The organism is Streptomyces sp. NBC_01454, assembly GCF_036227565.1.
Lineage (GTDB): Bacteria > Actinomycetota > Actinomycetes > Streptomycetales > Streptomycetaceae > Streptomyces.
The window spans coordinates 254,219-275,458 of sequence record NZ_CP109460.1 but is presented as its reverse complement, the minus strand read 5'-3'; the positions used below and the strand labels follow the sequence as shown (position 1 = coordinate 275,458).

The following is a 21,240-nucleotide window of genomic DNA, read 5'->3' as shown; positions in this document are numbered from 1 at the left end:
CCTGAAGACCAGGGGTCTCTTCATCCTCTCTCGACACCGGTGGCTCCCGCAGCTTCACGGGGCGGCGCCTGGATGCCCCGTCGCCCCCGGGCCCGGGGGCGACGGGGCCCTCCGGCTCGCAGCGCGTCCCCTCCCGGTCCGGGCGAGGTCCCCTGTCAGGGCCCGGACGGCTCGTCCGGGGCGAGGGTGAGCTCGGCGACGGCCCCGCCGTCGGGCGCGTTCGAAAACCGCAGCGTGGTGCCCAGCACCCGGGCCTGCCCCAGGGCGATCGTCAGCCCCAGACCGTGCCCGGCCTGCTTCCCGCTGCCCGGCCGGCTCCGGAACCGCTGGGGGCCGTGGGCCAGCAGCTCCTCGGGGTAGCCGTCGCCGTGGTCCCGTACGGTGATCACCGGACCGTCCACGGTCACCGTCACCGGCGGACGCCCGTGCTTGTGGGCATTGCCGACGAGGTTCCCCAGCACACGCTCCAGCCTGCGCTGATCGGTCTCCACCCGGGCGTCGCGCACCACCCGTACCTCGGCCGCCAGCCCCGTGGCCCGCACGGCGCGCTCGGCCAGCGGCCCCAGCGGATGCACATCGAGGTCGGCGCGCTCCGCCTCGGCATCGAGCCGGGAGATCTCCAGCAGGTCCTCGGTCAGCCGGCGCATGGCCCGGACCCGTTCCTGCACCATGTCGGTGGGCCGGCCGGGCGGCAGCAGTTCGGCGGCCGCGTGCAGACCGGTGAGCGGAGTGCGCAGCTCATGGGCCACATCGGCGGTGAAGCGCTGCTCGCTGTGCAGCTTGGTCTGCAGACTCGCGGCCATCGCGTCGAGCGCGGCGGCCACGGCGGCGGGCTCGTCCCTCGCGTATCCGGGGCGCAGGCCGCGGGGGTCGTCCACCCGGGCGTCCAGATCCCCGTCGCTGATCCGGCGCGCCACCTGCGCGGTGCGGTGCAGACGCCGGGTGACCCCCGAAGCGGCGTACAGACCGACGAGCAGCGTCAGGAAGATCGCGACGGCCGCGGAGCCGATGATGGCGCGGTCCAGCCCCTGAAGGACCACGGCCCGCTGGGTGTAGTCCTGCCGGACGGCCAGCGCCGTGCCGTCGGCCGGGGCGACCGCCCACATGACCGGATGGCCGGCGTGCCGGCCGAGCTGGGTGCCGCGCTCGCCCCGCCGCGCCAGGTCGCGCAGCGCCGGCGGCAGATCCGAGGGGTCCACCCTCGCATCGTGGCCGAGGGGTTCGCCGTCGACGTACGCCTCGACCGCCGAGTCCAGCTCGACCAAGGCCGCTTCGCGCGCCTGGTCCTCGGTCTGCCGGCCGACCAGGACATGGACCAGCACACCGAGCACCGTGGCGAGGAAACAGCACATGACGACGGTGAAGAAGGCGGCCTTCCACCGCAGCGTCGCCGTCCACCCGAAGAGGCGCCGGGGCGCGGACCGGCCGGCGCTCATGAGGTGCTCTTGCGGGGCGTGGTCCGGTAGACCTCGTCGAACTCCATGACCCGAAGGATCATGGACTGGGTGCGCTTGTCCCAGGAGTAGACCGTGCGCATGTCGTAGCCGGGCGTGCCCGTCGGCTCCCGGATGATCACATCCCCGCCGGTCACCTCCACCGCCAGCGGTGTGGCGCCGGCGTCCATGATCCGGGTCACCGCTCCGTCCTTGAGCATGAAGACCCACAGGGCCAGGTTGTGGTCCGAGCCTTCGATGCCGACGACCAGTTCGTCCTTGCCGTCGTCGTTCAGATCCCGGTACTGAGGGGCTCGTACGGGGCAGTGCTTCCGGTCGGTGGCACAGTGGTCGATCTTCTGGGTGGTGGCCTGGTCGAACTCCGGTGTGCCCTTGAGCTCGGAGCCCGCCTCGACCTGTGCCTTGACGATGGTGAGCAGCGGCACCTTGCGGATGTCGCCGGACGGGACGCGGGGCACCCCGCGCAGCCGCGCGGGCCGCTCGTGGGAACCGACCTCGTCGGCGGAGGGCTGCGGTGCGGGCGAGCGCTCGGGCCACAGCCGTGCCGGCGCCGACGCGCCCGCGGTGTGCCCCGCGCTCTTGGGCTCCCCGGTCCCCGTGCATCCGCTCAGCAGCAGGACCCCGATCGCCATGCCGAGCACCGGCGGCAGGACCCGTATACGACCGGGAGCCGGCCGGGAGCGGGGAAGGGACACGGCAATTTCCAGTCGGGGAAGCGGGAATGTCAAAGGACACGTGGGCGGCTGCTCGCTGTTGCGGCAATCCCGCGGAAGTGTAACGAAAGGATATGCAGCGGCAAAAGGCACGCTTCCCCGGCAAAATTCCGTGACCGGGCGAACGCGCCTCGAAATCCTCCCAGGTGAGGCTGGGGTTCGGCACTCCACCGGCTCGGTCCGGCGCACCGCGCGGTGTTCCCCGGAGTGAAATTCCCGCGCAGCGGGCGGTGTTGCGGAAACTTTTCCTTGTCGGCTCGATGATCAGGGGTTACAGTCCCCGAGCACATATCGGGGGATCACTGCAAGCGGGGGACATGGCAGACGAAATCGGCGCGCCTGCGAAGGGCGCGTGGGGGCAGGCCGTCGCGGCCGGGGCAGTGGTGGCGGGGCTCGCAGTCGGTCTGTGGGCGTTCGGGGAGACATCGTCCCCGGACAGCGACCCGTCGCCCGCCACCTGCTCGGGCGGGGAGCCCGGGAAGACGCAGGGGGAGTCCGGGAAGGCGTCTCGGCACGTCTCCGGGGCGCAGCTGTGCACGGCGCTGAACCGCCGCGACCTCGCTGAACTGCTGGGCACACCGGGGGAGAGGGCGAAGACCGCCGGCGGCAGCGGCGGCTCCGTGAAGTTCGCCGACGGCAAGGAGATCGAAACTCCCTCGGCCCGCGTCGAGTTCGGGACATACACCGTCACGCTGTCGGCCACCTACGACCGTCGTCCGGTGGCCGGGTCCGCCCTGCTTATGGGGGACGGCGTGCGGCAGCGGAAGGTTCTGGGCCGCCCGGCGGTCCTGTACTCGGACCGCACCATCGGCATCAGCTTCCGCCTCGACGGGAGCGACACGAAAAGCGGCCCCGGCGTCCCGGCCCGCACCGTCATCGTGGCCCGGGACGCACGGGACAGCGGCGGCTCCTTCGAGGTGGCCCTGTGGCGCGCGGACGGCGGGATACCGGACGACGCGACGCTGCTCGGCGTCGCGGAGAAGGTGCTGCCGACGATCCCGGGGTGGACCGCCGGCGGGTGACGGCCGCTGATACGGACGGCGGCCGGGTGCCCGTACGTCCTGCGGGCACCCGGCACGACTCCGGCCGACGGCACGACCCAGGCCGAGTCCGACGACGCGACCCCGGTCGATCGGCGCTACTCGGCCACGTAGGTGCAGCCCGTCCAGACGAACACCTGGAGCGTATGACCGTCCTGCCGGACCCGCTCCGCCGTCGGCTCGAAATGCTCATAACGGTTGCCGCAGAGCAGCTTGAGCGGCGACGCCATGTCCGGCACATAGCGGACCCGCTCCTCCTCTGCCACGTAGGTGGTGGGGCCCCCACGCAGCACTGCGTTCATTTCGTTCATCAGCATGGTCAACTGCCCTTCTTCGAGCCCGTTCGACTGCGTAACTGATCGGCTTTCGGGGTGAGGATGTGCTCTCCGCCATTGGAGCAGGGCCCATGTTCGGGAAACCCCTAAAGCGGCCGCCGCCGGGAACGCACCGCCCTCGCCGGGATCCACCCGAGCCCGGGGCCGTCCGCGGTGCCCGCGCCGGCGCGGTCGAACATCCCCGTCCGATCCGGAAAGACTGGGCATTTCCCCGGGACTTGAGGCGCGGCCGCCCACTGCGGTGGTTCCGTCCGGGCACCCGCTCTAATCTCGGCCGTGCGGCGCCGTGAGGTACTGCTCCGCGCCGATGCCCCGCGAGGCGCGCACCCACCGCCGCAAGGACAGGAGACGCGATGATCGATGAGCTGCTGCCGGAGACGGTCTCCGCGGCCGAGCTCTTCGGCGACGAACCGCCGGCCGCGGCGCTCCTGCCCGAGGAGGAGCCGCACGTCTCCCGCGCGGTCGACAAGCGCGTACGCGAGTTCTCCGCGGGCCGCTGGTGCGCCCGCCGGGCGATGGCCGGGCTCGGTGTGCCGCCCGTACCGGTCCTGCCGGGCCCGCGCGGGGAACCGGGCTGGCCCGCCGGGCTCGTCGGGGCCCTCACCCACTGCGAGGGCTATGCCGCCGCGGTCGTCGCACGGTCCACGGAGGTGCTCGCCCTGGGCATCGACGCCGAGCCGGCCCAGCCGCTGCCGGACGGCGTCCTTGAGGCCGTGGCGCTGCCCGGGGAACGCGCCGGACTTCCCCACAACCCTGACGGGGCACCGCCGTTGCCCTGGGACCGGATGCTGTTCAGCGCCAAGGAGTCCGTGTACAAGGCCTGGTACCCGATGACCGGGCGCCCGCTGGGATTCGAGGACGCCTTCCTCTCCTTCGACCCGGACGACGGGACCTTCACCGCGCGGCTGCTGGTGCCCGGATGGCCGCTCGGAGAGGACCTGCTGACCGGCTTCCGGGGGCGCTGGGCCGTGCGGGCGGGCCTGGTCCTGACCGCGGTCGCCGTCCTCGCCGTCCAGGGAGAGCGGACGAGTCCCGCGCCGGGGTCCGGGGCCGCGGCGGGGTCCGCGCGGTGACCGGCCGCCGCGCCACCTCCGGCGTGGACCGCAGCCGGCCGGGCACGGCACAAGACACCATGCCCCGCGGGACGGTGCGAGGACGCCCTACGGCCGCGACGTCAGGTCGCTGTCCGCTCCGGGTCGAAGAACGAACCCAGGCCACGCCGCCCGGACACCGCGAGCTTGCGGTACACCGAGGTCAGATGCTGCTCGACGGTGCGCTGGGTCACGAACAGCTCCTCGGCGATCTCGCGGTTGGTCTCCCCCACCGCAGCCATCCGCGCCACCTGCGCCTCGCTCGGCGTCAGCGACTCCACTCCGCTCGAAGTGACCCGGCGCGGACGGGCACCGGTGGCCAGCAGCGCGTCGTTGGCCCGGGCGCGCAGCCGGGCGGCGCCGAGCGTGTAGGCCAGATCGAGTCCCTGGCGCAGCGTCTCCCGGGCCGCTTCCGTGTGACCGCACGCATGCAGCGCGGCGCCGTAATCGACCAGAGTGTGGGCCAGTTCGAGGCGTGCCGGGGAACCGGCGAGGGCGGACAGCGCCTCCTCCAGCATGCCTAGCTTCCGGGGGCCGCTCTCCGTCGTCGCGAGGAGCCGCAGACCGGCACCCAGCGCATCGGTCAGATTCCCCTTCCGGGCGCTTTCCACCGCGTCCTCCGCGAGCTCCCGGGCCGGTGCGAGCGCCCCCAGGGCGAGATGGGCACGGCCGGCCCAGGACCACCAGGACGACACCGCCGGACTCGTCCGGGTCCACTGGTGCTGCCGTCTGCCGGCCTCCAGGAGATCCGCCAGCGCCGCCTTCGGATCCTGGTGAGCGAGCCGCAGGCGCCCCCGCGCGCACAGGAACTCGTTCCACTGCCAGGTGTCCAGGCTCGTCGACGGGAAGGCCTGCGCGGCCGCGGCGTCGGCGCCCGCGAGATCACCGGTGTCGATCAACGCATGGATCTGGGTCGCGACCGGCAGCGCCAGCGTGCGGCCCCAGTGGCGGGGCGGTACCACGTTCAGCGCCGAGCGGGTGGCCGCCAGCGACTCCGACAGCGCCCCCAGCCGGTAGCGTGCCTCGGCCCGCAGCGCCTGGCACAGGCCGTACAGCAGCAGCCGCTGGCTCGCCCGGGTGTCGTCGATGATCCGCCCATAGGCGGCATCCGCCTCGTCCGGCAGACCCGCGTACAGCAGCGCCGTCGCCGCCGTGGTCAGGAAGAACGGCGAGTCGACACCGGGCACGCTGCTCTCCAGCACGCGGCGGGCCGCGGCGGCCGACTCCTGCGCCCGGTCCGCGCGCACCGAGCAGAGTCCGGCCCCCGCGGCGATCAGGGCCCGCTCGCCGGGGGTGGTGCCGGGCCGGCTGATGTCGAACGGATACTCCCGCAGGGTCACCGCGAAGCTGCTCAGGTCCTCCGCCGACGCCATCAGCCGCTGACCCTCCAGCAGGCGCTGCAGATCGGCGTCGCGGACCGTCGGCGCCTGCTCGGCGAGCAGCCGCACCGCCTGGAGCGACTGCCCGCTGCGGATCAGGCCGCTGGCCAGTGAGCTGAGCAGCCGGAAGCGCAGCGACGGTTCATGGACGTGCTCCAGCGCCGCCTGCAGATGCCGGACGCTCGCCTGCGGGTCCACGCCCGCCTCGGCCAGTCCCAGCTCCACCAGGACCGCGGTGTCCTCGGGCGGCTGCCCGTCCGCAGGAAGGCAGTGCCGCAGCAGATCCACCGCCAGCGCCGGGGCGCCGCGGAACGACGCCTCCCGGGCGGCCTCCCGCAGCACGGTCACCGCCCAGTCCTCGGTGGCCGGCAGGGTCGTCATCAGCAGATGGCCGGCCACCTGCTCGGCACGCGCCCCCGCGTCCAGCAGCAGACGGGCGGCGCGCTGGTGTGCCTCGGCGAGCCGCTCGGGGGGCAGGTCCGCCACGATGACTTCCCTGATCAGTCCGTGATTGAAGGACCATCTCCGGCCGTCGTCGACCTCCGAGACCAGCCCGTTGGACCGCAGGGCCCACATCGCGGCCGAGTGGGTCGCGTCATCGAGCCCGGCCAGCCGTGCGCACACCTCCGGCAGGGCCTCGTCGCCCATCACCGCCAGCGCGCGGGCCGCCGCCGAGGCGGACTCGGGCTGGCTCTGCAGGATGGCCCGGACCGCCTCGTGGACGAACGTGCCGTCCTGGGCGATGTACCCGAGAGCATCGACCGTGGGCGGCCGGCCGTCGAGCCGGAGCACGCTCAGCAGGGAGTGGACGAGCAGCGGGTTGCCGCCGGTGAGCGCCAGGCAGGCCTCGTGGAATTCCTCGTCCGCCTCGTGACCGAAGACGGTCTTCACCATCCGGCCGATCCCCTGGCAGGTCAGCGGGCCGGGCCGCAGCACCCGGCACAGCGGCTGCGCGGCGATGTCACCGAGGAGCGCGGCGTCCGTCGTCGCCTTGTCGCCGGTGCGCTGGGACAGCACCAGCAGGATGGGCAGGCCCTCGATCCGGCGGGCGAGGTGGGTCAGGAAGCGCAGCGAGGCCATATCGGCGCAGTGCGCGTCGTCGACCACGATGACGAGCGGCGCCTCCGCCGCCACATTGCAGGTGAACCAGTACAGCCCGTGCAGCACGGCGTACGACATGTCCTCGGTGGGGAGCATGACGTCGCCCGGCAGCGTCTCCCCGCTCAGCGCCTGCGCGGCGGTACGGGCACTGCCGGCCAGCAGCCGGGTGAGCCGCGGTTCGTCGAGGGTGGCCAGCAGTGGCTCGAAGAGCTGGCGTACGACGCCGAAGGGGAAGTCGCGCTCCAGCGCGTCACAGCGGGCCTCCAGCACCTGCAGACCCTCGGTGGGGAGCGTGGCCACGAGCCGGTGCAGCAGCAGGCTCTTCCCGATGCCGACGACGCCCTCCACGAGCGCGATACCGCCTGACCCGGCGCGGGCGTCCTGCACGAGAGCGGAGAGCGAGGACATCTCCTCCTCGCGGTTGACGAGGGCCAGCGTGTCCCGCCGGCACTCGAACGCGTCGGTGGGTATCCCGTCGGTCATCGGGAATCTCCTCTGTCCGCACCTGCACCCGGCACGGTCGTGCCGGGCAGTCCTCCGCGGGCAGGAACGCGGCATCCGGGCGCCCGCCGGCCGCCGGCCGGTCGGCTCCCGCCGGAGCCCCGCGCGGTACGCGGCGGCGCCTGTGCGCACAGGAATGCTGCCTGTCCATGACTGTTTCCTTGCCCTCTCCCCGCTGGGAAGCTTTCTCCAGTTTCTCCTATATGTGGTGAACGGGAGGCCGCCGGGGGTGCCCGGGAGGCGACGCTTGGGTGAAGAGGCCTCCCCGTGGCCGTGCGCGTCGTGCTGGAGCACGCCATCTGCCCATCCCTGAGCTGGGATAACTCCGCTCAGGGGCATATGCCCGGGCCGCCGGTGATGCATGCCGGCGACAGCGCGTTCCCGCGGAGTTGACTCTAGCCCGAGCATCCGGCCGGGAGTGAGACCCGTGCACCGTGTGGCGGGACGGACGGGGGCATCGGCAGCGGTCCGCCGGGGCCAGGGTGGCGGTGCCGTACGGGCCGCATCGCCGTCGTCGGCGGCGCAACGCCGCTGCGTGCGGTCCGGTTTCCGGAGTGTGCGGCACGGTGGGGGCCGGCGGCAGGCGCGGGCGGGCTGGCGGCGACCCGGGGCGTACAGCGAAAGTGACGCTACGTCAATTAATGTCGGCGCCAAGGAAGATGGGGCGAATTCCTGGCGAGCACCCGCCCGAAATGCAACACCGGCTCCGTGCGGAGGGGGATTGTCCGCACGGAGCCGGTGTGCTCCAGGCCGGAGGCGTTTGCCGGCCCTTGTCGCCGTCCCAGCAAGACTCCCGGAGCGCGGGGGCCCGGCTCCCGAGAGCGGCTTCGGCGACATATCCATCCTCCCCCGGGGGCAGTTGAGGAATTCCCTACACCCGGGGGTCAGGAGCCGGGCAGGGCAGGCGTGGTGGCCCCGGTGCACGCGGAGGGGCGCCGGGTGCACCGAGAAGGGGCGCCCCGTCGGGGACGCCCCATGGTGCTGCCGGCCGTGCTGAAGCCCTATGAGGCCCGGGAGTTCGTCATGCCCGGCGCGGTCCGGGCGCCCGGTACGGCCGGCGGTGTGCGAGGCGCCGCGGCCTCGGAGCGGGCGGCCGCGGTGCGCTGCCGGGACGCGTCCGCCCGGCGGTTGCGGCTGCGCCGGTTGTCGGCGTCCTTCACGAACTCGGGAAGGACCCTGGGCGGCCAACTGCCGATCGTGAGCATCCCCATGGAGTGCGCCCGGGCGACCAGCGCGGCGCGGTTGGGGGCCTTGAGCCGACGCAGCATCAGACCGACGTGGTACTCCACGCCCTGCCTGCTGAGGTAGAGCCGGGCCGCCAGCTGGACCGTGGAGGCGCCGCTCGCGACGCCTTCGAGGATCTGCGCGTCGAGTTCGGTGAGCAGCTGCCGGCGGCTGGCCGGCGCCTCATCCTGGCCGGTGAGCGCGGCCGAATCGTCGTCGGGCCGCACGACCACGACGAAGGACGGTGCCTGTTCCGATTCGCTGCGCACCGCTATCCCGGTCAGTTCGCCCGAGAACGGCACCTCCTCGCCACGGATTCCCACCATCCGTTCCACGAACCGTGCGCGGTGCCCCTCGGCCAGCCGGGCGAAGTGCCGGTTCAGCAGAGCGGGAGCGCTGGGGTGCAGCAGGGAGTAGAGGCTGCGTCCGCAGGCCTCGGTGGAGTCCTGGCCGAACAGCCGGAAGAACTCCGCGTCGGCGGCCATGATCGCCAGCGTGGCGTCAAGGCTTGCCATACAGGCCTGTTGGGGCTCGAGCTGGCGCCGCCCCGCCGCGGCGGGTTGGTCGGGCGCGCGCGGCGTGTGGGGGTTCGGCGCATGAGGGGCCGCCGCCAGAGGCATCGGGTCGGCGTAGTGCTGGGATGTCAAGGGAGCTACCGTCTTTCTGCGGTCGACGCACCGGGAAATCCGCCCGTCGAATGAGGCATTGGTCGTCCTCGCTCCTTCGGTCCACGGAGCGAAGTGCCTTTCTTTGCATTGGTATTCCGCTGTTCCGAGCCTAGGAACGCCGCAACCCTGGAGTCAACGCGACATGTGGCAAATAGCAAAACACTGTGGTGTCTCGGTGCGGTGGTTCGGTGTCAATACGGTGCGGTAGCAATAACTCTTTGTCATGACCCGATTGTTGAGAGAGGCCGGCGCCGCCAAGCGACGCCGGCCGGTACCACAAATCCGAGGCTGTGCCGGGTCAGTAAGGCGCCGCCGCACCGGAGGAGTCGGACTGCCGGTCGAGTTCTCCCAAAGCCGTGGAGAGATGCCCGCGCCCCGGAATTGACATCTTGCGGTAGCAATTCGTCAGACGCTTTTCCACCGCACGGCACGAGATGTTCAGCTCGTCGGCGATCACCTGGTTCGTCAAACCTGATACGGCAAGCTCGGCGACCTTCCGCTCCGAGGGGGTGAGCTGACCGCGGGTGGCCTCCGGGTCCGGCGGCGCCTCGGCGAGCAGCTCCTCCGCCCGGCCGGCCAGCCACGGGGTGCCGCACACGACGGCCTCCGCGTAGGCCTGGCGCAGCGCCGTGCGGCCACGGGCGTCGGCCGGGCCGAGGCGCTCGCCGAGATCCAGCAGGGCCTGGCACAGCTCGAAGCGGTTGGCGGACAGCCGCAGGACGTCCACCGCCTCCCGCAGCACCTCGGTGCTGCCCGGTCCGTCGACCATGTGGCTGTACACGCGCAGCGCCCGCCCGAGCGGCCCCGGCGCACCCCAGGCACGGGCGCGTTCCACCTCCAGCGCGCTCAACTCCCTGGCCTCCTTGCGCTCGCCGAGGTAGAGGTGCAGAAACGCGGCGGCCGAGGCCCAGGGCAGCAGCGCCGGGTTGAGCCATCCGCACTGCTCAAGACGGCGCCCGGCATCGAGGAACCAGCCCAGCGCCCCGTCCAGATCGCCCGTCCGTGCCGCGCTCTGCCCCTTCAGCATGGCCAGCCCGGACCACACGTACGGATCGTCCTCCGCCCGGTATTTGACGGCGAGCAGCCGGTCGGCGAGCTGGTGGTCGCCGGTCAGGATCGCGCAGGTGGCGAGGGTCATCGACGACACGGTGAAGACTTCCTCGTGCTTCTCCCCGCCCAGTTCGAAGGCCGCGAGCGCCTGCTCCTTGGCCTGCGCCAGCCGGCCGCGGGCCAGCGAGACGAGCGCCTGCTCGGTGCCGATCAGCGCCTGCTCCACGCGCGTCTGCCGCCCCACCGCGTTCTCCTGGACCGCGTCGAGCCAGGAATCCAGCCCCTCGATGGAGTCCGCGGCCACGAGGCTGGCCACCACCATCGGCAGGGTGGTGTGCACATGGGCGGGCAGCGCCGGCTCGCGCTCCAGGACGCGGTTCGCCAGCGGCGCCACCTCATGGGCGGGCAGGGCGTTGGAGAACGTCGCGGCACCGATCAGCGGGGCGAGCAGCTCCCGCTCGGCCACCGTGTCGGTCCTCGGCTCGTCACCCAGCCCGACGAGACGGGCCACGGAGTCCGCCAGTTGCTCCGGATCCGACAGCGTCGACTGCCGGATGCGGGCCTCCAGCCGCAGCGCCAGCTCGCGGTCCGCGCCCTGCAGCCGGTCTCCGGGCCCCAGTGCGTCCGCCGTCTCCTGCAGCAGTTCGTGGACCGGCAGCAGCGTCGAGGAGAACGCACTGGGCGCCAGCCGCACCACGGCCTGCGCGCGCTGTACGGGTCCGTCGCACAGCAGAACGGCCTGGGCGATGTGCCGCACGGCCGCGTACGGGGCGAAGCTGCGTTCCGCCGTGGCCAGGTCGATCAGCAGATCCGCCCGGTCGTTGTCCGGTGCGCTGCCCATCAGCGCATGCCGCAGATAGCGCGCGGCGACCTCGGGTGCCGCTCTGCGCTGCGCGGCGCAGGCCGCCGCGCGCAGCACCTCGGTGGCCCATGGGTAGGTCGGTGTCGTGAGGGCCATCAGATGCTTCGCCACCTGCTCCGGCGGCCGGCCCGCCCGGTGCAGCAACTCGGCCGACAGCGCGTGCATGGCGGTCCGTTCCTCCGGGGGGATGCCCTCCACCACCGCCGTCTGCACGAGGGCGTGGACGAACCGGGGGCGCTGCATGCCGGTCGTCAGGCCGAGGTCCGTCAGCCGGCGCAGGGCCTGGTCCCGTTCGGCGGAGTCCGCCTCGGCCAGCCTGCTCAGCAGCTCGGGATTGGTGTCGTCGCCGAGCACGGCCACCGCCCGCGCAGCCCGCCTGAGCTGTACCGATTGCATGTCCAGGCGCAGCAGCAGCCGGTGTTGCAGCGAGGCCGGCCGCAGCGCGGCGACCGTTTCGGCGCGGTCCGCGGTGGGCCGGAGACCGCGGGGCGCCGCATCCGCCAGCAGGCAGCTCAGGAACAGCGGATTGCCGCCGGTGGCCCGGTGGCAGGCGGCCGTGAACGCCTCGTCCGGCGCTTCCCCGTAGTATCGCCGGATCAGCTCGCCGGTGTCCTGCACGGCGAGGTTTCCGGGGCACAGGGTGTGCGTGGCCTGTGCGATGACAGCCCGGACCGCCGGGTCCTCGGTGAGGGTGTCGCCCTCGCGGACGGCACACACCAGCACCACCGGCAGATCGGACGCCCGCCCGCCCAGGTGCCGCAGCCACCGCAGGGTCGCCGGGTCCGCCCACTGCAGTTCGTCGACGAGCAGGAGAACAGGCTGGTCGCGGGCCATGTTCTCGAGGAGTGCGGTGAGGCCGTCCAATACGGTCTGCGACGGAACGGCGCCGCCGGACCGGCCCGCTTCGATCACGTCGCGCGCGTCGCCCGCGGTCCATCGCGCCAGGGTTTCCGGCGAGGCGTGCCGCAGCGCCGGCTCCAGCAGCTGGCGGGCCACTCCGAAAGAGAAGTCCCGCTCCATCGGGGCCGCGCTCACCCGCAGGTGCAGGGCCCCCTGCGCCGCGCCGAGTGCGCCGATACCGTCGAGGAGTGCTGATTTGCCTACCCCCAACGGACCGCTGACCAGGACCAGAGCGCCTCGCCCGCTCCGCAGGGCGGTGACGGCCAGGTCCAGTTCCACATCGCGGTCCAGCAACATCAGGTTCAGATCCCTTCAGACCGCGAACTGTTGTCGCGGCGGCGGGTGCCGAGGGTGTCGCACGCAGTGCGGGCCGGTGGGGGCGGTGCCGGGGATCTCCCGGCCGCGCAGCCGTCGGCGCTCGGCGCACAGGGCACGTACAGCTTCGGACATGCCGCCGCGGGTGGCGCTGGAGGAGGGGCAGGAAGCGCAAAAATCCGGCTGGGCAGTGCGGTCGAGGCAGCCTGCCGGGGTTTTGCCGCTCACGCCGAGCGCCCGGCGTGTATTGCGGTGAGCCAACTTCTGTTGTGGCCTCCTGTCAGCGCTCACCCTCCAACAGCAGTGCGGTTCACGGGTATTTCGTCATTCGCTGTGTTCAAGGTTGCCACATCGTTCGGTGAACCCTTCCCAGGGGCGCGGAACGGTGCGCTGGACGGCTTTCGAAGGGAGTCTCCTTGGCGGATCCCGGAAGGGGCCTGAAGAAATACTCGGCAGTAGCCTTTCTCCGGGGAAAGAAAAGTTCCTGTGAACGGCGTCCCTCATGAAATTTTTCACGGGATTCTCAGGCTCGGTGCGGCTTCGGGCTCCGCGCGGTGCCGGGACCGTGGATCGCACGGGGAAGGCGAAGCGGAATTCCACCGGAGGCTGACGGGCCGTAACGGTGTGAGCAATGTTACGCACGCATCTCAGGTCTGCTGCGAGGCTCTTGAGGAGAATCTGAGCCTTCTCCTCCGCCGGGGGCGCCCTCGGCTTGTGGCCGGGCCGGGTGTGTCCGTCCGGTCGCCGCGCCGAGGGGTGGTGCACGGGCAGCCGGACCGAACCTCTCAGTCGTGCCTGTCCGGCTGTCTGACAAGTCCTGGACGAATCGTCGAACTCCAGGTGAGAGGTGTCAACCGGACCAACGTCCCGATCTGTGCCGCCACCCGTCCCGCGTCGCAATGACGCAGGTCGTGGCCGGTTTCCTGACCTGCGGGCGGGCGGGTTCGGCCACTCTTCTAGGGAAAAACACAGAAGTTCCCGGTGTGCGTTGACGCCTTTCGTGAGGCGGCCACAGGATGCGACACATGGCCGACCTGGACAGCAGGACAGCAGCGGTACCGTCTCGGCGCGTCAATGCGATGGAGATCGTGCTGAGAGACCTGCGGGGCGCCATCGAGCGCGGCGACTACGAAGTCGGTGACAAGCTCCCCTCGGAGGCGGAGCTGGGTCAGCGCTTCGAGGTGAGCCGCTCCGTCGTCCGCGAAGCCCTCCGCGCCATGCAGGCCTTGGGCCTGACGGCCTCCCGCGCCGGCAAGGGGACCTATGTCGCCTCACCGGGAGCGACGGAGGACCCCACCTTCGGCGCGTACTCCTCACGCGACCTGGTCGAGGTCCGCCGGCACATCGAGATCCCGGTCGCCGCCTACGCCGCCACCCGGCGTACCCAGGACGATCTGGACCTCCTCGACCGGCTGCTCGTACGGATGGAACGGCAGACCGACACCACGGCGTGGGTCGCCCTGGACACCCTGTTCCACATCACCATCGCGCAGTCGGCCGGAAACCCCGTGTTCCGCAAGGTGATTGAGGAGATCCGGGACGCCCTGGCCCGGCAGTCCACCTTTCTCGACATGCTGGCCAGGGACCGCCGCGAGCAGTCCAACCGGGAGCACCGCGCCATCGTCGAGGCGATCGTCGACCGGTCCGAGGACGGCGCCGTGCGGGCCATGACCGCCCACCTCGAACATGTCGAGTGGGCGCTGACCACCATCGTCCGGCCGGACCGCACCGGCGCAGCGGGCCGCGAGACCACCCCGGTCTGCCGGTGTGCGCAGGCGCCGGGGATCCCGGCACCGGCCGACCGCTGATCACCGGCCGCCGACCTCGCGCTCAGGGACATCAGCGCGACCCCCCCTCACCAGGCCGCCTCCGTGGCCGGCAGCACCACCCCCACCAGCACGTTCCTGCCCGCACCGAACCGCTGCCGGGTCTTGCTCGCTTATGCTACTTTTTGCTCGTGAGTGCGAAGAGGGTGAGTGAGCAAGGTGGCCGGACCTTCACCGAGGAGGCCAGGCGCGCCCAGATCGTGCGGGCGGCCATCGACACGGTGGCGGAGCACGGATACCCCAACACATCGTTCAGCAAGATCGCCCAGCGGGCGGGCCTGAGCAGCACGGGCATGATCTCGTACTACTTCGCCGGCAAGGCCGAGCTCTTCGACGAAGTGGTGTCCACGGTCCTGCGAGCCGCCGAGGAATTCGTCGGACCCCGCATCCAGCACGAGCCCACCTACCGGGCGAAGCTCCGCGCCTATATCGAGTCCAATCTCGACTTCATGGCCAAGTACCCCGGGCACACCCTCGCCCTGGCCGAGATCATCATCGGCACCTGCGACCGGGACAATGTGCCGGCCGGCGCCATGAACCAGGCCACCGCCTCCCTCGACGCCCTCGTCGACTGTCTGGACAAGGGGCTGGCCGCCGGGGAGTTCGCGGACGTCGAACCGCGGGTGATGGCCGTCGCCATCCGCGGCGCCATCGACAACACCCTGCGGCACCACATGCTCACCCCCGGCGTCGACCTCGAAAGCTACGGCAGCAAGCTCGCCGACATCTTCGACCGCGCCACCCGGGCCGGCTCCTGAACGACGCCGGGCGGCCTCGCCCCGGTACGCGGGGCGCGCAGACCTTCCTCCCGGCACTCAGAAGGCGCGCGGCGGACAGCGGCACTCCCGGGCCGCCCGCAGTGCCGCCGTCGCCCCCCTCCGGCCCGGCTAAGTGGTCGGCTCCGGAAGTCCTTCGGGGGTTGACTCCTGAGCCTGTCTCGTGCGCGGTGCCGGGTCAGACGTTGGGGTCGGCGGGGTAGAGACTGCAGGCGCAGTCCAGGGCGCCTTCGGGGCTGCCGGCGGGTAGGGCGGTGTCCTTGTAATGGTTGCTGGCTGGTGGCGGTTCCTCTGCGGTGCTGTTTGTGATCTTTCGCGACTGCCCTTCCGGAGCTGCACCCCGGCAAACCAGATGCCGCAGACTACACGGCGACGTAATGTGTGATCCCGGCTGTTGTCTATTACCTGGTCGTTGGTACGGCCACGGCTTCGGGAGGGCTTGATGGTTGCGGACATAGTGAGGACTTGGGTGGCGGGCTGGGCCGTGTCCCGGCGGACGCCCCCGCCTGTCGAGAAGCCCTGGGGGTTCTATATCGAGGTGGCTGGCAACGCCGACGAAGTGGGACGCCATGTCCTGCCCGAGGCCGAGGAGTTGTTGGTTCGCAGCGCCGCGGCCTCGGTGTCCGTGCCGCGGACTTGGATGAAGATGCCCGCGGAGCCGGAGGAGATCGAGTCCTGGCTGCCACAGGGATGGGCCTGGGAGGAGAGCGGCCATCTGATGGCCGTTGACCTGATGGCCACGGACCCGGTCGCGCCTGAGGGGTACACCACGACCGTGGAGACCATTGGGGCCGTCACCTACGCTCGGGTGCTGGATGCGGCGGGCGAGCAGGCGGCCCAGGGGCAGATGGCATCCCTCGGGGAAGCCGTGGTCGTGGACCGGGTGGTGACCGAGGATGCCCATCGGCGGCGCGGGCTGGGCAACTTCGTGATGCGTACGCTTGCCGACCGCGCCCTGGAGACGGGCGCGGTCCTCGCCGTTCTCGGCGCGACCGACGCCGGGTGCGCGCTGTACGAGACGCTGGGCTGGAAGAAGCACACGACGCTGGCGGAGTGCGTCTACCGGCCCTGAAGCAGGAGCATCGGCCGTACGCGGGGGTGGCCGAATCCCAAGACGCCAACAACCCCCGGATAGTCGCCGCTCTGGCCTTCACGCAACTGCGGTCAGGGCCATCCTGTCCCCACTCGGTGCTCATGACGTGGGACGCCGCGCCCAGCCACGACGTCTGGGCTCTGCCCCGGCGGCGGGCGGGGCAGGCTGTGGCTTGCCAGTGATCCACTTCGGCCGATCGGTTCGCCCGCCATGCCCGTCCGCACTGCCTGTCCAATAGCCCTGAGCGCCGCCGAACGCCTGCGGTTGAAGAAGATGGCCTACGGCCACAAGACCGAGCACCGGCTGCGGGTGCGTGCGCAGGTCGTCCTGTACGCCGCGCGCGGACGCTCCAACGCGCGCATCGCCCGGGAGACGGGGCTGCACCTGGACACCGTGCGCCGCTGGCGTGGCCGGTTTGCTCAGGCGGGCCTGCCCGGGCTCAAAGACCGCAGGCGCTGCGGCCGTCCCGCTTCGTTAACGCCGCTGCAGGCCACCGAGGTCAAGGCGCTGGCCTGCCGACTACCCGCCGAGACCGGAGTGCCGATCTCACGCTGGTCGTGCCCGGAACTGGCCCGCGAGGCCATCACCCGCCAGATCGTGACCGCGGTGTCGCCCTCCACCGTGCGACGCTGGCTGACTGAGGACGCGCTCAAGCCCTGGCAGCTCCGCTCCTGGATCTTCATCACCGACTCCGACTTCCACACCAAGGCCGCCCGGGTGCTGGACCTGTACGCCCGCACCTGGCAGGGTCAACCCCTCGGCGAGGACGAGTACGTCATCAGCGCCGACGAGAAGACCTCCATCCAGGCCCGCTGCCGCTGCCACCCCACCCTCGCTCCCGGCAAGGCCCGCGCCATGCGGGTCAACCACACCTACGGCCGTAGCGGCGCCCTGGCTCTGGGCGGGCTCGGTGCTCGGGCCGATGATGCCGACGACGAACGCAGCGATCAGGCCGATGCTGGCGAGGATGACGGTGGGACGGCCCGGTAGAGCCTGCTGGGGTGCCTGCCCTGCGGGCTCCCGGAAGTTTGCCATGTCGCCCTGTTCATTCCTTGATGCCCGAAGCCTTTCTGCAGGCAGGCTTGCCGCTGGCACGAGGGCGCGGGCGGAGGGCCCCCGCGCGGCACCTTCCCTCGACAGCGCCTTCGGCATGGGTGGTGGTGCTCGTCAAGACGGCTGCTCCCAAACAGCTCCGTCAGACCTCTTTGAGGGTGCCGGTGTGGAGTTCGCCCACGCGGCCGTCGGGGGTTTCGTAGGTCCAGAAGGCTTGGACGGTGTTGGTGTTGAGGTTCATCGCGTGGGTGACGGTCATGCCCGACTGCTCGACCCAGCCGACGATGAACACGCCGGGGCTGACCTCGGCGGCATGCAGGTCGACGTCCTCGACGGCGCCCTTGGCCGGTCCGGCGACGGTCTCGTAGTGCAGCCTGGTGCCGTCGGGCGCGTAGGTGTTGTGGAAGACGACGCCGTTGTCGACGCGGAAGCGGAAGGTCTTCCCCGCGTAGGTCCTGTTGCTCACCGCGTTCTCCCTGCCGCTCAGAAGAGGCCGTTGGAGTGCGGGAGCTCGGCCGGGATCGGGGCGATAACGTCCCAGTGCTCGACGATCTTGCCGTCGGCCACACGGAACAGGTCCCAGTAGACGACCGGCACGCCGAACTCGCCCTCGGACTGCAGGAGCACGAAGTCGCCCTCGGCGACGACCTTGTGGACGGTCCGGTAGACCAGGTTCTTGCCCTGCTCGGCCCACTTGGCGGCCGCGGCCCCGAAGCCGTCCAGCCCGTCGGCGGCCTCCGGGTTGTGCTGGAGATAGGTTTCGGTGGAGATGTAGTCGGTCAGCACCGAGTAGTCGGCGCCCTTGAGGACCTTCTCCGCGAACTCCGTGACGAGCGCGCGGTTGGCCTCGGTCGTGTCCAGGTCGCTCGGCGCGGCCGGGCCGTCGGTCTGCGAGCGGCCGGCGGCCGTGTCCGCAACGAGTGGGGTCAGCGCGTCCCAGTGCTCCGCCAGCTTGCCGTTCGCATCCACGCGGAAGAGATCGAAAGCCACCAGCGGCTGCGGGCCGAAGCCGTGGTACGTCCCGTGCAGCGCCACCAGGTCTCCGTCGGCGATCACCCGCGCTCCCTCGTAGCGGAAGCCTTCCGGCAGGCTCGCCACCAGCTGCCGCAGCGCCTCCGGACCGTCTGCGGCCAGGCTGCTGTGCTGACGGTAGTCAGCGGCCACCCAGCGGTCCACCGCGCTCGGGTCCTTGTCCCCGAACAGCTCACCAGCTGCCCTGAGTACGTTTTCCTTGCTGCTCATGCCATGCCTCCGATCTGCGCATTCCGGTGACGCCTTGCCCACCGGCCTGCCCTCCACTCTCCCGGCACCGGGGCCCCGGTGCACGGTAGAGTCAGGCATGGCTATGGTCGAAATGGGACAGACTCCGGTGATCGAACGGGGCTACCGCAACCCCACCCGACCCGGTCTGCGCCTGGAAGTCCTCACCTTCGCCGACCTCGTCCGCCGCCTGCCGGGCGAAGAGTACAAACGGGTGCATCGGCTGGACTTCCACCACCTCACCCTGGTCCACCGGGGCGAAGGCACCGTCATGGTCGACTTCGTCGACCGCCCCTGCCGGCCGGGCACGCTGCTGCACGTCCGTCCCGGGCAGGTCCAGCGCCTGCCCACAGCACCCGACGGCGCTCCCGCGGACCTGGACGCCACGATCGTCCTGTTCACCCCGGACTTCCCGCCCCGACTCCCCGCGAGCATCCCGGTGACCGACGACCCGTTCGGCCCGCCCCTCTGGCAGCTCGGCCCCGGCGACCACGACCGCTTCCGCCACGCACTGGCCGACCTCGCCACCGAATACGCCGACCTCCCCGCCCAGGACCCGGAGATCACCAAGGAACTCCTGCGCCAGCTGCTGGTCGGGATCCTGCTACGCATCGCCCGCCTCCCCACGCCCGACGACAGCGCACAGACCCCTGCCACGCAGGAGCCGTACCGCCTCTTCCAGCACGAACTGGAGCGCTCCTTCGCCGTCCTGCGCCAGGCCCACGACTACGCCACCCGGCTCGGCTACTCCCTCAAGACCCTCAATCGCGCCTGCCAACGCGCCACCGGACACACCGCCAAACAGCTCATCGAAGCCCGCGTCACCCTGGAGGCCAAGCGCATGCTGGCCCACACCGACCTGCCCGTCGCCGCCATCAGCCACCGGCTCGGCTTCACCGAACCCACCAACTTCAGCAAGTTCTTCACCCGCGCGACCAGCCAGACCCCAGGCGCCTTCCGGGCCGCACAGAGCTGACCAGCCGCAAGCCAGCCGAGCGACGTGTGAGCTCTGCGGTGGAAGCCCGAGTGAGAACGCACCGGAGCCACTGCTTTCTCTCGCAGCAATGAGCAATTGCGGCGGCCAACAAGCTGGGTGCCCCCACCTCGCTACCCCCAACATCTGGCCAGAGACCACCACGTACAACACGGGCCTGAAGTCAACCCCCGAAGGACTTCCAGAACGGACCACTAAGCCAGCGTCCTCATCCCCGCGACCAGCGTCCTGGCCTGCACATTCAGATGGTGGCTGTACTTCAGCAGCTCATTGATCTGACACAGGGTCACCCAGCGGAAGTCCTCGGGTGCCTCGGTCGGGAAGTCCTCGTCCACCTCGACGATGAGGTAGCGGCTGCGGGCATACAGGAAGCGGCCGCCCTCCTCCGACAGCACGGCATCGAACAGCGTCCGCTCCGGACGGCGCTCCAGCACGGCATCGAGATACCGGGGACGGTCACCCTCGGGAAGATGCGCGTAGCTCTGCGGCGTGCACTGCACGGTGGGCCCCAGCTCCACCACATCCAGGAAACCCGGCTCGACCCGGGCGCTCAGCAGCGCGTGCGGTACACCCCCGATCCGCTTCACCAGCAGCGCCGCCATTCCCAGCCCGTGCGGTTCGAGCAGCGGCTGCGACCAGGCGGGCACCTCCCGCCGGTGCGAGCTGACATCGACGGCGACGATACTGAAGAAGCGCCCGCTCTCATGCGAGATGGCGTCCGGCGAGCGGTGCCAGCCCGCCGCCTCGCGCAGCGGCAGCGGCTCGGTGGTGATCTCGTGCCGGGCCCGTCGCGTCGTGACCCAGCTGCGGATCTCCGTATCGGAGTGCAGGCCGGCATTGGCCGTCGAGGAGCCCGCCCGCCAGTCGGGGATGCAGGACAGCACCGTACGGGCGTCCATGTTCACCAGGTCGGGATGGCGCAGCAGCGCACCGAGCTGGCCCAGGGTGACCCAGCAGAAGTCCTCGTCCGCCTCGACCTCGGGGCCCACCTCGACCACCATGTTGCGGTTGCGCTTCCGGTAGAACCACGACCCCTGCTCGGACTGGAGCACATCGGCCAGCACCCGGCGCGGATCGGGATCGACGAAGCAGTCCATGTACGGAACCGCGGAACCGCCGTGCACCCGCGTGTAGTTGCTCTTGGTGGCCTGCACCGTGGGGGAGAGCTGCACCCCGTTGGCGTTCCCCGGCTCCGGCTTCGCCTGCATCAGACAGTGCAGCACCCCGTCGATCTCGCGCACCGCGATGCCCAGCACACCGATCTCGGGCTGGTGGATGATCGGCTGGCACCACTCGCGGACCGGCCCGTAGTCGGAGCGGACCCGCAGGCCCTCGATGGAGAAGAAACGCCCGCTGTCATGCCGCAGGTTCCCGCTCCCGGGAGCGAAGCCCCAGCCCCGCAGCTCCTCGAACGGTATCCGGCTGACCTGGAGCGCATGAGTGCGCTGCCGCTCCTCGAACCACGCATGGAACGCTTCGTTGCTCATCACCCCGCCCTCGGTGGCCAGCGCCGAAGCGGCCAGCCGGGACGACAGCGCCACCGCCCGCCGGGAAGACACCACGGAGCCGGATGAGTACGAAGGCTCCACTGTGCTGTCCATATGC

General features: G+C 71.1%; 16 protein-coding genes. 7 read left to right on the top strand and 9 right to left on the bottom strand.

Translation table 11 applies throughout. The annotated features are described in order from the left end of the window. Positions 1–155: 155 nt before the first annotated feature. Both OIU81_RS00720 and OIU81_RS00715 read right to left on the bottom strand, forming a co-directional pair. The gene (locus OIU81_RS00720) at positions 156–1,436 is read right to left on the bottom strand and encodes a sensor histidine kinase (RefSeq protein WP_329141992.1); all 1,281 of its coding nucleotides are present in this window, start codon (positions 1,434–1,436) and stop codon (positions 156–158) included. Beyond that, positions 1,433–2,086 (bottom strand): hypothetical protein, encoded by a 654-nt coding sequence (locus OIU81_RS00715; RefSeq protein WP_329141990.1) that lies wholly within the window; start codon positions 2,084–2,086, stop codon positions 1,433–1,435. The genes OIU81_RS00720 and OIU81_RS00715 overlap by 4 nt, the downstream gene beginning before the upstream one ends. Before the next feature lie 398 nt (positions 2,087–2,484). Between OIU81_RS00715 and OIU81_RS00710 the strand changes: the two genes are divergently transcribed. Continuing rightward, positions 2,485–3,189: a DUF6215 domain-containing protein gene (locus OIU81_RS00710; RefSeq protein ID WP_329141988.1), complete on the top strand. Its 705-nt coding sequence runs from the start codon at positions 2,485–2,487 to the stop codon at positions 3,187–3,189. A gap of 116 nt (positions 3,190–3,305) precedes the next feature. Here OIU81_RS00710 and OIU81_RS00705 read toward each other — a convergent pair whose 3' ends face one another. Next, on the bottom strand, positions 3,306–3,518 hold the full coding sequence (locus OIU81_RS00705; RefSeq protein ID WP_443074884.1) for a DUF5988 family protein: 213 nt from the start codon (positions 3,516–3,518) through the stop codon (positions 3,306–3,308). A gap of 377 nt (positions 3,519–3,895) precedes the next feature. Between OIU81_RS00705 and OIU81_RS00700 the strand changes: the two genes are divergently transcribed. Then, positions 3,896–4,615, top strand: a complete 720-nt coding sequence (locus OIU81_RS00700; protein ID WP_329141982.1) for a 4'-phosphopantetheinyl transferase family protein — start codon at positions 3,896–3,898, stop codon at positions 4,613–4,615. Between the two features lie 101 nt (positions 4,616–4,716). Here the strand turns inward: OIU81_RS00700 and OIU81_RS00695 are convergent, their stop codons facing one another. From OIU81_RS00695 to OIU81_RS00685, 3 genes are all read right to left on the bottom strand, one after another. Then, complete coding sequence (locus OIU81_RS00695; RefSeq protein WP_329141980.1) at positions 4,717–7,596, bottom strand: ATP-binding protein; 2,880 nt, start codon at positions 7,594–7,596, stop codon at positions 4,717–4,719. Between the two features lie 1,019 nt (positions 7,597–8,615). Continuing rightward, on the bottom strand, positions 8,616–9,458 hold the full coding sequence (locus OIU81_RS00690; protein WP_329154773.1) for a helix-turn-helix transcriptional regulator: 843 nt from the start codon (positions 9,456–9,458) through the stop codon (positions 8,616–8,618). Between the two features lie 346 nt (positions 9,459–9,804). After that, positions 9,805–12,615, bottom strand: a complete 2,811-nt coding sequence (locus tag OIU81_RS00685; RefSeq protein ID WP_329141978.1) for an ATP-binding protein — start codon at positions 12,613–12,615, stop codon at positions 9,805–9,807. A gap of 1,043 nt (positions 12,616–13,658) precedes the next feature. On the opposite strand from OIU81_RS00685, the gene OIU81_RS00680 reads away from it, so the two are divergent. The 4 genes from OIU81_RS00680 (at position 13,659) to OIU81_RS00665 (ending at position 17,318) form a co-directional block, all read left to right on the top strand. Continuing rightward, positions 13,659–14,441 (top strand): FadR/GntR family transcriptional regulator, encoded by a 783-nt coding sequence (locus OIU81_RS00680; RefSeq protein WP_329141976.1) that lies wholly within the window; start codon positions 13,659–13,661, stop codon positions 14,439–14,441. A gap of 149 nt (positions 14,442–14,590) precedes the next feature. After that, the gene (locus OIU81_RS00675; RefSeq protein ID WP_329141974.1) at positions 14,591–15,217 is read left to right on the top strand and encodes a TetR/AcrR family transcriptional regulator; all 627 of its coding nucleotides are present in this window, start codon (positions 14,591–14,593) and stop codon (positions 15,215–15,217) included. Between the two features lie 556 nt (positions 15,218–15,773). Continuing rightward, positions 15,774–16,307 (top strand): GNAT family N-acetyltransferase, encoded by a 534-nt coding sequence (locus OIU81_RS00670; RefSeq protein WP_329141972.1) that lies wholly within the window; start codon positions 15,774–15,776, stop codon positions 16,305–16,307. Between the two features lie 231 nt (positions 16,308–16,538). Next, positions 16,539–17,318: an IS630 family transposase gene (locus tag OIU81_RS00665; RefSeq protein ID WP_329141970.1), complete on the top strand. Its 780-nt coding sequence runs from the start codon at positions 16,539–16,541 to the stop codon at positions 17,316–17,318. A 205-nt stretch (positions 17,319–17,523) separates the two neighbouring features. Here OIU81_RS00665 and OIU81_RS00660 read toward each other — a convergent pair whose 3' ends face one another. Both OIU81_RS00660 and OIU81_RS00655 read right to left on the bottom strand, forming a co-directional pair. After that, positions 17,524–17,847, bottom strand: coding sequence for a MoaF-related domain-containing protein (locus tag OIU81_RS00660; RefSeq protein WP_329141968.1), 324 nt, complete (start codon positions 17,845–17,847; stop codon positions 17,524–17,526). A 17-nt stretch (positions 17,848–17,864) separates the two neighbouring features. Continuing rightward, a complete protein-coding gene (locus tag OIU81_RS00655) occupies positions 17,865–18,623 on the bottom strand; it encodes a nuclear transport factor 2 family protein (RefSeq protein WP_329141966.1) in 759 nt (252 codons plus the stop codon). 97 nt (positions 18,624–18,720) lie between these two features. On the opposite strand from OIU81_RS00655, the gene OIU81_RS00650 reads away from it, so the two are divergent. Next, entirely contained in the window at positions 18,721–19,617 is an 897-nt protein-coding gene (locus tag OIU81_RS00650; RefSeq protein WP_329141964.1) for an AraC family transcriptional regulator, read from the top strand. Between the two features lie 212 nt (positions 19,618–19,829). Here OIU81_RS00650 and OIU81_RS00645 read toward each other — a convergent pair whose 3' ends face one another. Next, complete coding sequence (locus OIU81_RS00645; protein WP_329141961.1) at positions 19,830–21,236, bottom strand: NDP-hexose 2,3-dehydratase family protein; 1,407 nt, start codon at positions 21,234–21,236, stop codon at positions 19,830–19,832. Positions 21,237–21,240: the final 4 nt, after the last annotated feature.